Origin of the sequence: Pseudoalteromonas distincta, assembly GCF_000814675.1 — a bacterium.
Taxonomy (GTDB): domain Bacteria; phylum Pseudomonadota; class Gammaproteobacteria; order Enterobacterales; family Alteromonadaceae; genus Pseudoalteromonas; species Pseudoalteromonas distincta.
In genome coordinates, this window is sequence record NZ_JWIG01000029.1 from 45,275 (window position 1) to 62,694 (window position 17,420).

The window sequence follows — 17,420 nt, forward strand, 5'->3', positions numbered from 1 at the left end:
TTTAGTTTAATTGCAAAAAATAGCGCTATAGATTGGTTTTTACTGTTAGCGACCTAGCTGTGTAAGCTATAATGCGCTAATAAATTTATAGAGTTAATTTGCTCATTTTGGAGAAACACACTTTGCAGTTTACTGATCTTGGGATTGATACACGCCTTGAAACACAATTAGCACATCAAGGGATCACCCAGCCCACCGATATTCAAGCGCATGCAGTGCCTACCGCACTTGCAGGGCATGACATTTTCGCTCAGTCTAAAACTGGGTCGGGCAAAACCTTGGCGTTTTTATTACCTGCTGTACAAAGGGTTATGAAACAAAAAGCACTCAGCAAACGCGATCCTCGTGTACTTATTGTTGCTCCTACGCGTGAGCTTGCTACGCAAGTATTTACTCAGCTGCGTTTATTAATTGCAGGCACAGCTATTAAGGCAGTTAAAATACTTGGCGGCGAAAACTTTAATGACCAAATAAAAGCTCTTAGAAACGACCCACAATTCGTAGTTGCTACACCTGGGCGTTTAGCTGATCACATTACAAAACGCTCATTGCAATTGAGTGGACTAGAACTGCTTATTTTTGATGAAGCCGATCGTATTTTAGATTTAGGCTTTACCGAGCAGTTAAAAATGATTAACGAGCAAGCTAATCACCGTCTACGCCAAACGTTATTGTTTTCTGCAACACTTGACCATGCACAAGTAGATGCACTATCACGTAACCTATTAAAAAAACCAAAACAAATTACGCTAAGTGCAGCAAACGAGCAACATAGTGATATTAAACAAACGTTATACCTTGCCGATCACCTTGATCATAAAGAAGCGTTATTAGAGCACTTTTTAAACCAAGATGATGTTGGTCAATGTATTATCTTCACAGCAACACGTTCTGACACGAGTCGCTTGAGTGAAGCGCTTAATGCTAAAGGCTTCAAATCTGTAGCACTTGCTGGTGATTTAACGCAAAACAAACGTTTAGATATCATGGATTCATTTAGTCGCGAAAACTTTAAAATATTGATTACCACCGACGTTGCATCTCGTGGTTTAGATTTGTTAAGCGTAACGCACGTTATTAACTTTGATTTACCAAAACACGCTGAAGAGTATGTACACCGCATAGGTCGTACAGGACGTGCTGGCTTTAAAGGAAATGCAATTTCATTAGTTGGCCCAAAAGATTGGGCAAGTTATTTAGCTATTAAAGCATTTTTAAATGACGAATTAAAATTTGCGAGCGTAGAGAGCTTAAAAGCTAAGTTTAAAGGTTTAAAAGATAAAAAACCTGAGGCAGCGTGGGACAAATCTAAAGAAAAAGCCGCCGCTGTTAAAAAGCCTGCATTTAAGCGCAAAGCTAAACCTAAAAAGCCTACAGCACCAATTAAAGCACCGATGAACATTGATGGCGATACACCAATGCGCCGTAAAAAAAAGCCTGAGCAGGAATAATTATGAGTTACCTAGGAACCACACAAACATTATTTGTAAAAGAAGTGAGTAACGAAGGTGCTTACTTAGACGGCCATGATTTAGGTGAAGTATTTTTACCAAAACAAGAAATAAAACATGAGCTTGAAGCGGGCGATAGTATTAGTGTATTTATCTTTTTAGACAATGCTAATTTAGCCACAGCAACAATAAAGAAACCACATGCTCAAGTAGGCGAGTATGCCCTACTACGCGTTAAAGAAATAAATAGTATTGGGGCATTTTTAGATTGGGGGCTTGAGAAAGATGTGCTTGCACCTTTTAATGAACAAAAGCCACGCATGCAAGAAGGCCATTCTTATTTAGTACGCCTGTATCTTGATAATGCAAGCCAACGTATTTGTGCCTCAAACAACTTTAATCGTTTCCTATCAAAAGATGAGCCACAATATACTCACTTACAAGAAGTGGATTTAATTGTTGCTGGCAAAACAGATATTGGCTACAAAGTATTAATTGAAGAGTCGCACTTCGGTGTTGTTTTTTACAATATGGTATTTAAAAGCTTATTTGTGGGTCAAAAGCTTAAAGGCTATATTCAAAAAGTGCGTGACGACGGAAAAATTGATGTTGTACTAGAAAAGCCAGGTATGGGAAAAGTAAGTGACCTTGGTGAAACTATTATGCAAAAGCTTAAAAACGAAGGCGGTGTTATTCCACTTGGTGATAAGTCTGATCCTGAAGCAATAAAAAAGATGTTTTCTACAAGTAAGGCTAATTATAAAAAAGCAATTGGTGGCTTATTTAAACAAGAGTTAATAGATATTGAAGCGAAATCCATTCGCTTAAGATCTTAATTATAATTGGCTGTAATTACTAATAATACCTGTTAGTAATTAACCTAAAATATATTTATAAGGCAATGTACATTGCGTATATTGCCTTGAATAATCAAGCACTTCAACTTCCGACTCAAGATTGAGCGGTGCCAAACGAAAAACCTTTTTTTCACATTCTGTTTTTTTATCATCAAGCTTTGATATACATTCACTAACGCTTACATGCTGAGATATAAGTGTATCTTCATTTTTGTAACACAGATGATGAGCATAATCTTGCATTGTTTTTTTAAAATCAAACATATCGACTGGGTACGTTGGAATTATATCTGTAACGGTTGTTACACCATCGTATGCTTTATTAGAAAAAACGTACTTATTTACTGAAAAACCCGCAATAACAATTATTATAGAACCAAAAAATAACTTCAAAACAAACCCCTACTACATTTTGATTTTATTAATGTAACATAAAACTCACATAAGGTAAGGGGTTTTAGCACTATATGACTGCTTATTGTTAAATTAAGCTATAGAGTTATTAACATCACTAAGCACTTTTACAGGATTATCTGCTTGAGTAATCGGTCTGCCTATAACTAAATAGTCACTTCCTGAATCTATAGCTTGCTTAGGAGTCATTATACGCTTTTGATCACCCGCATCACTCCCTTCAGGGCGTATACCAGGCGTAACAAGCTTAAAGCTATCACCTAACTCTGTTTTTAAAGCTTTTGCTTCTTGTGCAGAACACACAACACCATCAAGCCCAGCTTCCTTTGCAAGCTTAGCTAAATAGATAACTTGCTCTTGAGCTGATTTATCAACACCTAAACGCTTAAGCTCTGTTTCATCCATACTTGTTAATACAGTAACAGCGATAAGTAATGGCGCTTTGTCACCAAATTGCTCTAGAGCCGATTTAGCTTTGCTCATCATTTCAAAGCCACCAGAAGCATGAACGTTTACCATCCACACCCCCATTTTAGCAGCTGCAGTAACCGCTTTAGCTACTGTATTAGGAATATCATGAAACTTTAAATCTAAGAAAACATCAAAACCTAAATCAATTAACTCTTTAACAAATGCAGGTCCAAAATAGGTAAACATTTCTTTGCCGACCTTGAGACGGCAAGTATCAGGAGAAAGTTGTTTAACAAAGTTTAAAGCAACTTCTTGATCATCGTAATCTAATGCAATAAGAATTTTTTTTGAGTGTTCGAAAGACATAACTATCCTAGTGAATGGCAGTAAAGTTATTAATTATGGGGTTATTAAAATCCGTCTAAGCCTCGACTTGGAACAATGGTTTCCCAATGCTTACAAGAAGGGCAGTTCCAATATATGGTGTAGCTTGTAAAACCACAATGCTGGCATTGAAAATCTGGTTTTGTAGCAATATAAGAGGTTACAAGCTTATCAATTTCATCAAGTACTTCTTTAGTATTTTTATTTTGGTCACCCATTAATTGCAGTAAAAAACTAAAACCACGAATAGTAGGTTGACGTTTTAAGCTATCAGTTAAAAATTCAAAGGCTTGCTTGGTGTGACCTTGCTCAAGTAATGCTTGGCAATGCTTTATTTTAATTAACACTCCGCCCTTCTCTAACAAGTCACTGACTAACTCGTGAAATTGATGCGTCAAATTCAATTGTTTATAACTGTGTGCAAGCTCATCAATAAATAACGGAGCAAACAAGGTAAATTGAGAGACAAGTTCACGCCAGTAATAAATAGCTTTAACGTAATCTTCTTTTGCGTAAGCAACTAACCCTAACTCGTAAAGCGGACGCACGGCTTTATAATTTAAGCTAATCGCTTTTCTCATTAGTTGGGGTGTATTGTCACTTAAAGCTGACTCACAATAAAAATTAGCAATTGCTTTAAATTGCTGTTCTTTTGAAAATAGTTCGCTATGGGCTTCAAACATGTTGATGCCTTTTTCCCACTCACGGGTTTGCGAATATAAAGTGATAATAGGGTCCAGCGCTTCTACATGTCCTGCTTTAACTAACCAAACTAAGTGCTCTTCCGCACTATCTAGTAGTCCAGCCATTATATAATCTTCGGCTAGTTCTAAACGGCTAGTTGCAGCTTGTTGTTCATTTAAGCTTGGGTGTTTTAATAGAAGTTCATGAATTTTTATTGCGCGGTCTAATTCACCTCTACGGCGAAACATGGTGGCAAGTGTAGAATAGTGTTCAACCGAGTCGGCTGAAACTTCAAGTAAGTTGATTAAATGCTCTAAGCCTTGATCTTCTTCTCTATCGAGTAGAAATTTTAAGCCTTTACTATATTCAGAAGTGATCTGACGATTAAGTTGATGAGCTTGGTTTTTAGCACTGTTTTTACCCATAATCCAACCGTAACCAGCGGCAACAGGTAATAGTAAAAACAAAAGCTCAATCATAATTAGGTGTCTTTATTCGCGGCAAGCTTTTTTTTATCTTTTTCAGGCGCTAATTGCTTTTTTAAGCGGTAGTTTTGCCACTTTAATTGCGAAAACAATTTAAAGCTAATAAAACAACCAATCAAAACACCTAATAAAAAGCAGATACTTATTATTACAGCTAAAGGTAGTGTATTACTGGCTATAATGTAATTTACTTGTACTAACTGTGGGTTTTGTGACCCTAATACAAATGCACTGATAAGGCATAGTGCAACCAGAATAATTTTTAATACCTTGAACAAGTAACTACTCCACTAAGTTAACTAGGCAATGCTTTCATTCACGCGGTCGCGTAATTCTTTGCCTGGTTTAAAATGAGGTACATGCTTTCCTTCAAGCTCAACTGTATCGCCAGTCTTAGGATTACGACCTGTGCGAGGAGCGCGGAAATGCAAAGAGAAACTACCAAAACCTCTGATCTCAATACGATCTGAAGTAGATAATGAGCCGGCCATTTGTTCAAGAATTTCTTTTACAGCATTCTCAACATCTTTCACTGGAACGTGTGCGTGTTGTTCCGCAAGTATTTCTATCAATTCTGACTTAGTCATAGCGTTTCCTTAAAAAGAGATATAGGAAGGGCAAAAAATGCCCTTCCAACTAAAAACTAATTATATATTAGTCTTTTTGTGCATTTGCGAAAGCAGCTGCCATTGCGTTTTCAAACACTGGCTCTTCTTTCTTAAGCTTCTCTAGTACTTCTTTCTCTTCTGCTTCGAAAAGAGCTTTTACAGATAAGCTTAAAGTGCGGTTCTTACGATCAACACCAACGTATTTAACTTCAATCTCGTCGCCTACAGAAACAACAGTAGTTGCATCTTCAACGCGCTCTTGAGCGATATCAGCTACACGGATGTAACCTTCAACGCCTTCGATAAGTTCAACAGTTGCGCCTTTCGCATCAACTTCAGTCACTTTACCTTTAACAATAGCACCTTTTTTGTTTGCATCAAGGTAGTTATTGAATGGGTCAGCTTCGATTTGCTTAACACCTAGAGAGATACGTTCACGCTCTGGGTCAACTTGCAATACGATAGCAGTGATTTCGTCGCCTTTCTTGAATTCACGTACAGCTTCTTCGCCAGGTGTATTCCAAGAAATGTCTGAAAGGTGTACAAGACCGTCAATACCACCGTCAAGACCGATAAAGATACCGAAGTCAGTGATTGATTTGATCTTACCAGTAACTTGATCGCCTTTGTTTTGTAGACGAGCAAATTCCTGCCAAGGATTAGCAATACATTGCTTAAGACCAAGAGAAATACGACGACGTTCTTCGTCAATTTCTAAAACCATAACTTCAACAGTGTCGCCAAGGCTTACAACTTTTGAAGGATGGATGTTCTTGTTAGTCCAATCCATTTCAGAAACGTGTACTAAACCTTCAACGCCTTCTTCGATTTCCACGAAACAGCCGTAATCTGTAAGGTTAGTAACACGACCAGAAAGTTTAGAACCTTCTGGGTAACGACCAGCGATAGCTGCCCATGGATCTTCACCAAGCTGTTTAAGGCCTAGAGAAACACGAGTTTTATCTTTGTCGAATTTTAGAACTTTAACTGCGATTTCGTCGCCAACATTAACGATTTCTGAAGGGTGCTTAACACGCTTCCAAGCCATATCAGTAATGTGTAGTAGACCATCAACACCACCAAGGTCAACGAATGCACCGTAGTCAGTAAGGTTCTTAACGATACCTTTAACTTCTTGGCCTTCAACAAGGTTAGCAAGAAGCTCTTCACGTTCTTGTGAGTTTTCAGATTCGATAACTGCACGACGTGAAACAACAACGTTGTTACGTTTTTGGTCAAGCTTGATTACTTTAAATTCAAGCTCTTTGCCTTCAAGGTGAGTTGTGTCACGTACTGGACGAACATCAACAAGTGAACCAGGTAGGAAAGCACGGATTGAATCAACTTCAACTGTGAAACCGCCTTTAACTTTACCGTTGATAACACCAGTAACAGTCTCTTGCTCTTCACATGCTTTCTCAAGACGGATCCATGCTTCGTGACGCTTAGCTTTCTCACGAGAAAGGATAGTTTCACCGAAACCGTCTTCAATTGCATCTAGTGCAACATCTACTTCGTCGCCTACAGCAACTTCTAGTTCACCAGCAGCATTTTTGAACTGCTCTGCAGGGATAGCACTTTCTGATTTAAGACCAGCATCTACAAGTACAATGTTATTCTCGATAGAGATTACTGTACCTTTAACGATAGAGCCTTGCTCTGCTTCAAAACCCTTTAAGCTTTCTTCAAATAACTGCGCAAAATTTTCTGACATACGAATATACGTCTCATATATTAATACCAATAAGCAACCATGCTGCATGGGGTTGTTAAAATAGCACTGGCATCCTGCTGGCGCATAAAATGTGTTTAGCTTCGTTTAGGAAGCTTACCTTCAGAGATAGCAATATCCAATAAAGTTATTACCTTATCAAACACTTGCTGTGCATTAAGATCGCTAGTATCGATCTCAATAGCATCCTCTGCAGGTACAAGCGGAGCAACGGCACGATTCATATCGCGCTCGTCACGAGCTTGAATGTCCTGTAATAGACCACTTAGTGTAACATCAAGGCCGCGCGTATTCAACTCAACAAAGCGTCTACGAGCACGCTCTTGTGCACTTGCTGTTAAATATATTTTTAACGGCGCATCTTGAAAAACCACAGTGCCCATATCACGGCCGTCGGCAATTAAGCCATTTTCAGTGCGAAATGCACGCTGGCGACGTAATAACGCTTCACGAACGCGAGGTAATGCTGCAACTTTTGATGCCGCAGCGCCTACTTCTTCATTACGAATAGTAGTGGTGACATCTTCGCCTTCTAAAATAACTTTTCCTGCATTAGTTTGGCTATCTACCAAAAACTGCACATCTAAATTTGCAGCAAGCGGGACAAGCCCTTCTTCATTGTCTAATGCAATTTGGTGATGAAGTGCAGCTAAAGATAAAACACGATAAATCGCACCGCTATCTAATACATCCCACCCTAACTTGTCGGCTAACAAGCGACAAACAGTTCCTTTACCTGAACCACTTGGGCCATCAACGGTGATCACGGGCATTAATAACGCCTGCATTTAAAACCTCCTGCAATGCACACCTAAATAAACCGCGACATTATACGTCAGTTATTAAAATATATCTGCTATTAGTGTGTAACTTTTGTAATTACTTCTAATTAGCTTATTCACTGACTGACGCTAAAACATTGAAAAATGTAGGAAATGTTTTATAGGTACACTTTGGATCATTAATTGTTATTGGCTTTCCACCAACGGCAACCATTGCAAAACACATGGCTATACGGTGATCGTCGTAAGTATCAACAGCAACATCATTAAATGTTTCAGGTGGGGTGATCTCTATAAAATCTTCACCTTCTACAACCTGTGCGCCTACTTTACGAAGCTCAGTTGCCATTGCATATAAACGGTCTGTCTCTTTTACTCGCCAGTTATAAATGTTACGAATGGCTGTTGGGCCTTTGGCAAAAAGAGCAACAGTTGCAAGAGTCATGGCTGCATCAGGAATTGCATTGGCGTCAATATCCACGCCTTTTAATTCGCCTTTGCGAACAACTAAACGTTCATCATACCAATCAATTTTTGCGCCTACTTGCTCCATTACTTTGGCAAAGCCTATATCGCCTTGAACTGATTTGGCACCCACGCCCTTAATTTCAATCTCACCGCCTGCAATTGCAGCCGCAGCAACAAAGTAAGAAGCAGAAGATGCATCGCCTTCAACCATTATGCGATCTAATGATTGATACTGTTGACCACCTTTAACTTTAAAAGTTGCATAATCACTGTGCTCAACATTAACCCCAAAACGTGCCATTACATCAAGTGTAATATCAATATAAGGTTTAGAGACTAAAGTACCTTTAATAGTTATTGTTGTATCACCGTTAAATAATGGCGCTGCCATTAATAGAGCGGTTAAAAATTGACTTGAAATACTGCCGTCAATTTCAACCTCACCGCCTTTTATTTGGCCACCGACAATTTTAAGTGGTGGGTAGTCTTTGTGCTTTGTATAAGTAACATCACCACCCAATGCTTGCAGCGCGTCAACCAAGTGCCCTATCGGGCGCTCTTCCATACGTGGCTCGCCTATTAGCTCGTACTCACCAGCAACGGCAGCAAGTACTGCCGTTAAAGGTCTATAAGCAGTACCCGCATTACCTAAAAACAATGGCTCAGTCGGTGTATTAAACACACCACTAACCCCCTCTACGGTGGCTACAGTGCGTTCATCATTTAAAGTTACATTTACACCTAATAACTTTAAGGCGCCCAGCATATGGCGTATATCGTCACTATCAAGTAAGTTTTCTACAACGGTAGTACCGCTTGCAAGTGCAGCTAATAATAAAATTCTGTTCGATAGACTCTTTGAACCTGGTAGGGTTACTGTGCCATTTACTCTAGAAATAGGTTCTAAACGAAGCTGCTCCATTAGCTGTGCTCCTTTGCAAAAGCAGCCATAAAGTCTACAAGTGCTTGAACACCTTCAATAGGCATTGCGTTATAAATACTTGCGCGCATACCGCCCACAATTCTGTGGCCTTCAAGAGCAAGTAACCCTGCATCTTTAGACTGAGCAACAAACTTATCATTTAAGCTTTCATCATTAAGCCAAAACGGAACATTCATACGTGAACGGCAATGTTTAGCTACTTTATTGGTATAAAAGCTCGATTCATCAATAAAGTCATAAAGTAGCTGCGCTTTAGCAATATTTTGAACTTCCATCGCTTTTACGCCACCATTACTTTCAAGCCATTGAAATACTTCAGCAGCTAAATACCAAGCAAATGTAGGAGGCGTGTTAAACATGCTGCCTTGTTTTGCTTCTAATGCGTAATCTAAAATGCCTGGCTTAGGTAAGCCTTCACGCTCAAGTAATGTTTTACGAACAATAACGATTGATATGCCCGACGGGCCGATATTTTTTTGCGCACCAGCGTAAATTAAATCAAATTTATTAACGTCTATTTCGCGTGATAAAATAGTTGACGACATATCAGCAACGATCGGTGCAGTTGGGTGGCTTGGTACATCAAAAATTTCTAAGCCGTCAACCGTTTCGTTAGGGCAATAGTGAATGTAAGATGCATCTTCTGGTAACACCCAATCAGCAACCTGTTTAATAGAAAACTCGCCATTGTCATCATTACGCACATCAATAGAGGTTGCTTGAGTAAACTTGTTGGCCTCGTCTGTTGCACTTTTTGACCACACGCCGTTTTCGCAATAAACCGCAACTTTGCCTTCTTGGTGTAAATTTAATGGCACAGCACTAAACTGACCACGACCACCGCCATGCATAAACAGCACTTCAAATTCATCACTGATATTCATTAGACGACGAAGGCTGGCTTCACATTTAGCTGTAAGGGCTAAAAACTCTTTGCTACGATGGCTTATTTCCATCACAGACACACCTAAATCTTGCCAATCTAGAAACTCTTTTTGTGCTTTTTTCATAACCGCTTGCGGAAGCATAGCTGGCCCCGCACAAAAATTATATTTACTCATTACCTTTGCCTCATTCCAGTAATTTAACTACTAAGCATGAACGCTCAATACCCACCCACTAAACCTTTGAGTTTTAGTGAGTGAATATAACTTCACACCCTATTAATTTTTTTCAACAACATTAAAAAAAGCGGCCAAGGCCGCTTTTTCAATATCAATTATTCTGAAGGAGGATTATCATCCGCTACTTCATCAATAACCGTATCTACAGTTTCAACGTCTTCAATATCAATCAAGTCACTTTCTGTAACTTCAATCTCTTCTATACGTTGTAAACCAACTACTTGCTCTTCGTCAATAGTTCTGATCAAAATAACACCTTGGGTGTTACGTCCAACCGTAGAAACTTCATTAACGCGAGTACGTACTAAGGTACCACGATTTGAAATAATCATGATTTCGTCGTTATCATCAACTTGTACAGCACCAACAACAGCACCGTTACGCTCACTCACCTTGATAGATACAACACCCTGTGTTGCACGGCTCTTAGATGGGTAATCTTCTAGTTGTGTACGCTTACCGTAACCATTTTCAGTTACCGTTAAAATAGCACCGTCAGTTTTTGGTACAATTAACGATACTACGCGTTGATCATCGGCCATTTTAATACCACGAACACCTGTAGCAGTACGACCCATTGGGCGAACACCTTTGAAACGAATCTCAGGGTTACCTTCTTCGTCTAATACTGGGTTACCGTTTTCATCAACAACTGTTGTTTCTTCAGCTTCTTTAAAGCGTACAACTTTACCTGCATCAGTGAACAACATAATTTCGTTGCTACCATCGGTAATATCAACCCCAATCAGGCTATCGCCATCATTCAAGTTAACAGCAATAATACCGCTTGCACGTTGACGGCTGTAAGCCGTTAATGGTGTTTTCTTAACTGTACCAAACGCTGTTGCCATAAAGATGTATTTATCTTCTGCGTACTCGCGTACTGGCAATATAGCAGTAATACGTTCATCAGCTTCAAGTGGTAACAAGTTAACAATTGGCTTACCGCGCGCTGCACGACTCGCTAGTGGTAACTGATACACTTTAAGCCAATATAAACGACCGGCCGTAGAGAAACACAATATAGTATCGTGTGTATTTGCAACTAATAGACGCTCAATGAAATCTTCGTCTTTCATCTTCGTTGCTGACTTACCTTTACCACCACGACGCTGTGCTTCGTAATCAGACAATGCTTGATACTTCACATACCCTTCGTGAGAAAGCGTTACTACTACGTTTTCTTCAGTAATTAAGTCTTCAAGGCTGATATCGTGAGCAGCGGCATTAATTTCAGTGCGACGCTCATCACCATATTGCTCTTTAATTTCAACTAGCTCGTCACGTATAACTTCCATTAAACGCTCAGGAGTTGCCAAAATATAAAGTAGTTCAGCAATTAGTTCTAATAACGCTTGGTATTCGGTTAAGATTTTTTCGTGTTCAAGACCTGTTAGCTTATGTAAACGCAAATCAAGAATTGCTTGAGCTTGTTGCTCAGAGATATAATATTGACCATCGCGAATACCAAGTTCGCTTGCTAACCAATCTGGACGAGCAACATTGTCTTCACCTGCTTTTTCAAGCATACCTTGTACATTACCTAATTCCCACGGACGCGCTGTTAAAGCAATTTTAGCTTCAGCAGGTGTAGGGGATTTACGAATAAGTTCGATAATTGGGTCAATGTTCGCAAGCGCAATCGCTAAGCCTTCAAGCGTGTGTGCACGGTCACGGGCTTTACGTAAATCAAATACTGTACGACGAGTTACTACTTCACGACGGTGAATAATAAACTCTTCTAACATTTCTTTTAAATTGAAACATTTAGGTTGGTTATTAATTAGCGCAACCATATTCATACCAAACACAGTTTGTAACTGAGTTTGTGAATACAAGTTGTTTAAAATAACTTCGCCTACGTCACCACGTTTAATTTCAATAACGATACGCATACCGTCTTTATCTGATTCATCACGTAGCGCACTAATACCTTCAATTTTCTTATCTTTAACCAGCTCAGCAATTTTTTCAATTAAACGAGCTTTATTAACTTGATAAGGAATTTCGTGAACGATGATTGTTTCACGGCCCGTTTTTTCATCGGTTTCGATGTCGGCGCGTGCACGCATGTACACTTTACCACGGCCAGTTAAGTAGGCTTGTTCAATACCTTTCTTACCGTTGATAATTGCAGCCGTTGGGAAATCAGGACCAGGGATATAATCCATTAACTCTAAAATAGTTAAATCTGGATTTTGAATAAGTGCCAAACAACCATTTACAACTTCAGTTAAGTTATGTGGTGGTATATTTGTAGCCATACCTACTGCAATACCTGATGAACCATTCACTAATAAATTAGGAACTTTCGTTGGTAAAACATCAGGGATGAACTCAGTGCCATCGTAGTTAGGAACGAAATCAACCGTTTCTTTTTCAAGATCGGCTAATAACTCATGCGACATTTTAGCCATACGTACTTCTGTATAACGCATTGCCGCTGCTGAATCACCATCAACCGAACCGAAGTTACCTTGGCCATCTACTAGCATATAACGCAGTGAGAATGGCTGAGCCATACGAACTATCGTGTCATAAACTGCACTGTCGCCGTGTGGGTGGTATTTACCGATTACGTCACCGACCACACGGGCCGATTTTTTGTAAGGCTTGTTCCAGTCATTACTAAGCTCGTTCATTGCAAACAAAACGCGGCGATGAACAGGTTTTAAGCCGTCACGTACGTCTGGTAATGCACGTCCTACAATTACGCTCATTGCGTAATCTAAGTAGGAGTTTTTTAACTCGTCTTCAATATTGACTGGCAGAATTTCATTGGCGAGATCAGTCATTTGATATCACATTCCTTCAGTATCAGCTCTCAACAACCCGGTATTGGGTATTAAGAGTATTGTTATTATTTCTAACAGCCATGCTATCACAATTAATTTTAATTTACAGGCGCAAAACTTTGCGATTTATCAATTTAGCCCTATATAATGGCCTCAGATTGACGAGGAAGTATTTTATGACCGAACATCAAAATGTAGATCACGCAGAAATAGCAAAATTTGAAGCCATCGCCGAGCGTTGGTGGGACCTAGACGGAGAATTCAAACCTCTTCACGAAATTAACCCGTTACGTTTAGACTTTATAGCAAACAAAACGCAAGGCTTATTCGATAAAGAAACACTCGATGTTGGCTGTGGTGGCGGTATTTTAAGCCAAAGCATGGCGCGCATGGGCGCAAAAGTAACTGGCATCGACATGGGGCAAGAGCCTTTAACTGTTGCTAAGTTGCACAGTTTAGAAACTGGCGTAAATGTAGATTACATAAAAGTGCCAGCAGAAGAGTTTGCATCGCAACACCCAGAGCGCTTTGATGTAATAACCTGTATGGAAATGCTTGAACACGTTCCCGACCCAGCATCTATCATTCATGCCGTAGCTGCACTTGCCAAACCAGGCGCAGACGTGTTTTTTTCAACCCTAAACAAAACACCTAAGGCATATTTATACGCCATTGTTGGCGCTGAAAAGCTTTTAAAAATGGTCCCTGAAGGTACACACGACCATAAAAAGTTTATAAAACCTGCGCAGCTTATTGCATGGGCAGAGCAAGCGGGTTTAAAAGTTCGTGCAAGTACAGGCCTTTCTTATAATCCACTATCAAAGCAATATACGCTCAATAGTGACGTTAGCGTAAATTACATACTGTACTTTGAGAAGTTAGCTTAATGGCTAACTCTCAAGCCCCCCTCCCCCTTATTGAGTACGATGCATTTTTATTTGATCTAGACGGCACTCTACTCGACACCGCTGATGATTTAGGTGCGGCTTTAAATGCAGTTCTCATTAATAATAAAATAGAGCCTGTTAGTAGTGATGTATACCGCCCTGCGGCATCTAACGGCGCAGGCGCATTATTAGAGGCTGGTTTTAAAGAGTTATGGGACACACAACCTCAAAGCGAACTTATTAAGCAATTAGTTGACGAATACGCTGCAAACATAGCAAATCACACGCATTGCTTCAGCGGTGTTGAATCGTTGCTTATTGCCCTTGATCAGAAAAAGATCAAATGGGGGATCATGACTAACAAACCAGGGTTTTTAACTGATCCTTTAGTGGCAGCAATTCCCGCATTGAAAAATGCTAGTGTAGTAATAAGTGGCGACACCTTAGCTGAAGCTAAGCCATCCCCTTTACCGCTGCTATACTGTGCAAAGCTTATGGGAGTGCAACCAAAACGCTGTTTGTACATTGGTGATGCACAGCGAGACATACAAGCAGGCAAAGCCGCAGGTATGCGCACAGCAACGGCACTTTGGGGCTACATACCAAGTATTGATGAAGCCAACAGCTGGAATGCTGATTTTAACTGGCAAAGCCCAATTGATGGTTTTAACCATATATAGTGCCATGTTAATTAATAAACACTATATATTGTGATTGTGTTAGTTTTTACGCAAAGCTTGCTGATAAAAAAAGCAGTCAAAATTTATTTTTAAAATGCGTAAATTTAGCAGATCATTAGTTGATTTTTGCATATTTCAACTTAAATGATTGTTCGAAGGTGAGTGTCTACTAACACAAATACGTTATCCCGAAGTTATCCACAAATAGGGGCAATTATGTCCCTTGCAAAACAACTCAGACCACACTATCTTGTGATCTCTAAATTGAACAACACCAGATATTGTGGCCAAATGTTATTCAATTAAATTCGCAAATATGGCGAAACTTATAATAAATGAGTATATACCTTGCCTCGGCGAGGTATAAAGCATTGGTCAAAATACATAATTCCCAAGGAATACAGGCAAATGAACCAACAGTTATCTGTAAGCAAACGTGACGGGCGTAAAGAGCCTCTTGATCTGGATAAGATCCATCGCGTTATTGAGTGGGCCGCCGAAGGTTTAAACAACGTTTCGGTTTCGCAAGTTGAATTAAAGTCGCACATTCAGTTTTACGACGGTATTCGTACTAAAGACATTCACGAAACCATCATTAAAGCAGCAGCGGATCAGATTTCAAAAGAATCGCCTGATTACCAATACTTAGCTGCACGTTTAGCTGTATTCCATTTACGTAAAAAAGCGTACGGTCAATTTGAGCCACCACGTTTATTTGACCACGTAACAAAAATGGTTGGCGATAAACGCTACGATGCTCATTTACTAGTAGATTACACAGAGCAAGAGTTAGATGAGCTTGATGCATACCTTGACCATTCTCGCGATCTTAACTTTAGCTACGCTGCTGTAAAGCAACTTGAAGGTAAGTACCTCGTTCAAAACCGTGTATCGGGTGAAATATACGAAAGTGCACAGTTTTTATATATTTTAGTTGCGGCAAGCTTATTTTCAGATTACCCACGTGAAACACGTACTGATTACATTAAACGTTTTTACGATGCAGTATCTTTATTTAAAATATCTCTACCAACGCCAATTATGTCGGGTGTACGTACGCCTACTCGCCAGTTTAGCTCGTGTGTCTTAATTGAATGTGGCGACAGCCTTGATTCAATCAATGCAACGTCGTCAGCTATTGTTAAATACGTTTCACAACGTGCGGGAATTGGTATTAATGCAGGTAGAATACGTGCGCTAGGTAGCCATATTCGTAACGGCGAAGCGTATCACACAGGTTGTATCCCTTTTTATAAGCACTTTCAAACAGCGGTTAAAAGTTGTTCACAAGGTGGTGTACGTGGCGGCGCAGCAACATTATTCTACCCGCTTTGGCATTTAGAAGTAGAGAACCTACTTGTACTTAAAAATAACCGTGGTGTAGATGACAACCGCGTTCGCCACCTAGATTACGGCGTACAGTTTAATAAATTAATGTACTCTCGTTTAATTAAAGACGACTACATTACGTTATTTAGCCCATCAGATGTGCCTGGCCTTTATGATGCATTTTTTGAAGACCAAGCTGAGTTTGACGCACTTTACGTTAAATACGAACAAGACGAGTCTATTCGTAAAAAACGTATTAAAGCCATTGAGCTTTTCTCAATGTTTGCGCAAGAGCGTGCAAGTACTGGTCGTATTTATTTACAAAATGTGGATCACTGTAATACACACAGCCCATTTATTTCTAAAGTTGCGCCAATTCGCCAATCTAACTTATGTTTAGAAATTGCATTGCCAACTAAGCCACTTAATAACGTGAATGACGAAGAAGGCGAAATTGCCCTTTGTACACTTTCTGCGTTTAACCTAGGTGCAATAGAGTCACTTGATGAGCTTGAAGAGCTAGCTGAACTTGCAGTACGCGCACTTGATAACTTACTTGATTTCCAAGACTACCCTGTACCGGCTGCTAAAAATGCAACTATGGGTCGTCGTACACTAGGAATAGGCGTAATTAACTACGCATACTACCTAGCTAAAAACGGTAAGCGTTATTCTGATGGCAGTGCTAATGCATTAACACATAAAACCTTTGAAGCTATTCAATATTACTTAATGAAAGCATCAAACGAGCTTGCTAAAGAGCGTGGCGCATGTCCTAAGTTTAACGAGACAACGTATTCACAAGGTATTATGCCAACAGATACGTATAAACGTGATTTAGATAAAATTTGTGATGAGCCACTTCATCTTGATTGGGATACACTACGTGCAAGTATTAAAGAGCACGGTATGCGTAACTCAACACTAAGTGCGTTAATGCCATCAGAAACATCGTCGCAAATCTCTAACGCAACTAACGGTATTGAGCCACCACGTGGGCATATTAGCGTTAAAGCAAGTAAAGACGGTATTTTAAAACAAGTTGTTCCTGAGTATGAGCGTTTAAAAGATCAGTACGAGCTACTATGGGACATTCCATCAAACGATGGTTATCTACAACTTGTTGGCATAATGCAAAAATTTGTTGACCAAACAATTTCTGCAAATACAAATTATGATCCAAACAAGTTCGAAGGCGGTAAAGTACCTATGCAAGTCTTATTAAAAGACTTACTAAGCGCGTACAAACTAGGTGTTAAAACCTTGTATTACCACAATACTCGCGATGGCGCCTCAGATTCACAAGAAGATGCTCCAGAAGTGGAAGATGACGATTGTGAAGGCGGCGCGTGTAAAATATAACTGCTGATTTTTATTTTAAGCGGG

Annotated in this window: 15 protein-coding genes; 5 read left to right on the plus strand and 10 right to left on the minus strand. The window is 39.6% G+C overall.

Annotation, left to right across the window (positions count from 1 at the left end):
- Positions 1-122: 122 nt before the first annotated feature.
- Both QT16_RS17725 and QT16_RS17730 read left to right on the plus strand, forming a co-directional pair.
- Positions 123-1,451 carry a DEAD/DEAH box helicase gene (locus tag QT16_RS17725; RefSeq protein WP_039489773.1) on the plus strand — a complete coding sequence of 443 codons (1,329 nt, stop codon included), beginning with the start codon at positions 123-125 and terminating at the stop codon, positions 1,449-1,451.
- Positions 1,452-1,453: 2 nt separating this feature from the next.
- Positions 1,454-2,287: a CvfB family protein gene (locus QT16_RS17730; RefSeq protein WP_002961188.1), complete on the plus strand. Its 834-nt coding sequence runs from the start codon at positions 1,454-1,456 to the stop codon at positions 2,285-2,287.
- Between the two features lie 39 nt (positions 2,288-2,326).
- Here the strand turns inward: QT16_RS17730 and QT16_RS17735 are convergent, their stop codons facing one another.
- The 10 genes from QT16_RS17735 to gyrA form a co-directional block, all read right to left on the minus strand.
- Positions 2,327-2,701, minus strand: coding sequence for a hypothetical protein (locus tag QT16_RS17735; protein ID WP_039489775.1), 375 nt, complete (start codon positions 2,699-2,701; stop codon positions 2,327-2,329).
- 93 nt (positions 2,702-2,794) lie between these two features.
- Positions 2,795-3,499 (minus strand): orotidine-5'-phosphate decarboxylase, encoded by a 705-nt coding sequence (gene pyrF / locus QT16_RS17740; RefSeq protein ID WP_002961184.1) that lies wholly within the window; start codon positions 3,497-3,499, stop codon positions 2,795-2,797.
- A gap of 44 nt (positions 3,500-3,543) precedes the next feature.
- A complete protein-coding gene (gene lapB / locus QT16_RS17745) occupies positions 3,544-4,680 on the minus strand; it encodes a lipopolysaccharide assembly protein LapB (RefSeq protein WP_039489778.1) in 1,137 nt (378 codons plus the stop codon).
- Positions 4,681-4,682: 2 nt separating this feature from the next.
- Positions 4,683-4,964 carry a lipopolysaccharide assembly protein LapA domain-containing protein gene (locus QT16_RS17750; RefSeq protein ID WP_039489780.1) on the minus strand — a complete coding sequence of 94 codons (282 nt, stop codon included), beginning with the start codon at positions 4,962-4,964 and terminating at the stop codon, positions 4,683-4,685.
- 21 nt (positions 4,965-4,985) lie between these two features.
- Positions 4,986-5,273 carry an integration host factor subunit beta gene (ihfB, locus tag QT16_RS17755; protein WP_002961178.1) on the minus strand — a complete coding sequence of 96 codons (288 nt, stop codon included), beginning with the start codon at positions 5,271-5,273 and terminating at the stop codon, positions 4,986-4,988.
- A 67-nt stretch (positions 5,274-5,340) separates the two neighbouring features.
- A complete protein-coding gene (gene rpsA, locus QT16_RS17760) occupies positions 5,341-7,008 on the minus strand; it encodes a 30S ribosomal protein S1 (RefSeq protein ID WP_002961176.1) in 1,668 nt (555 codons plus the stop codon).
- 95 nt (positions 7,009-7,103) lie between these two features.
- Positions 7,104-7,814, minus strand: coding sequence for a (d)CMP kinase (gene cmk / locus QT16_RS17765; RefSeq protein ID WP_039489782.1), 711 nt, complete (start codon positions 7,812-7,814; stop codon positions 7,104-7,106).
- 106 nt (positions 7,815-7,920) lie between these two features.
- Positions 7,921-9,198 (minus strand): 3-phosphoshikimate 1-carboxyvinyltransferase, encoded by a 1,278-nt coding sequence (gene aroA / locus QT16_RS17770; RefSeq protein ID WP_039489784.1) that lies wholly within the window; start codon positions 9,196-9,198, stop codon positions 7,921-7,923.
- The gene (gene serC / locus QT16_RS17775; RefSeq protein ID WP_033021486.1) at positions 9,198-10,280 is read right to left on the minus strand and encodes a 3-phosphoserine/phosphohydroxythreonine transaminase; all 1,083 of its coding nucleotides are present in this window, start codon (positions 10,278-10,280) and stop codon (positions 9,198-9,200) included. Before serC ends, aroA begins: the two co-directional genes overlap by 1 nt.
- A 158-nt stretch (positions 10,281-10,438) precedes the next feature.
- Positions 10,439-13,138 carry a DNA topoisomerase (ATP-hydrolyzing) subunit A gene (gene gyrA / locus QT16_RS17780; RefSeq protein WP_002961163.1) on the minus strand — a complete coding sequence of 900 codons (2,700 nt, stop codon included), beginning with the start codon at positions 13,136-13,138 and terminating at the stop codon, positions 10,439-10,441.
- 176 nt (positions 13,139-13,314) lie between these two features.
- Here gyrA and ubiG point away from each other — a divergent pair, with 176 nt between their 5' ends.
- From ubiG to nrdA, 3 genes are all read left to right on the plus strand, one after another.
- Positions 13,315-14,025 (plus strand): bifunctional 2-polyprenyl-6-hydroxyphenol methylase/3-demethylubiquinol 3-O-methyltransferase UbiG, encoded by a 711-nt coding sequence (gene ubiG / locus QT16_RS17785; RefSeq protein ID WP_002961162.1) that lies wholly within the window; start codon positions 13,315-13,317, stop codon positions 14,023-14,025.
- Positions 14,025-14,705, plus strand: a complete 681-nt coding sequence (locus tag QT16_RS17790; protein WP_039489787.1) for an HAD family hydrolase — start codon at positions 14,025-14,027, stop codon at positions 14,703-14,705. The genes ubiG and QT16_RS17790 overlap by 1 nt, the downstream gene beginning before the upstream one ends.
- A 408-nt stretch (positions 14,706-15,113) precedes the next feature.
- Positions 15,114-17,396 carry a class 1a ribonucleoside-diphosphate reductase subunit alpha gene (gene nrdA / locus QT16_RS17795; RefSeq protein ID WP_002961160.1) on the plus strand — a complete coding sequence of 761 codons (2,283 nt, stop codon included), beginning with the start codon at positions 15,114-15,116 and terminating at the stop codon, positions 17,394-17,396.
- The last annotated feature ends 24 nt before the right edge of the window (positions 17,397-17,420 follow it).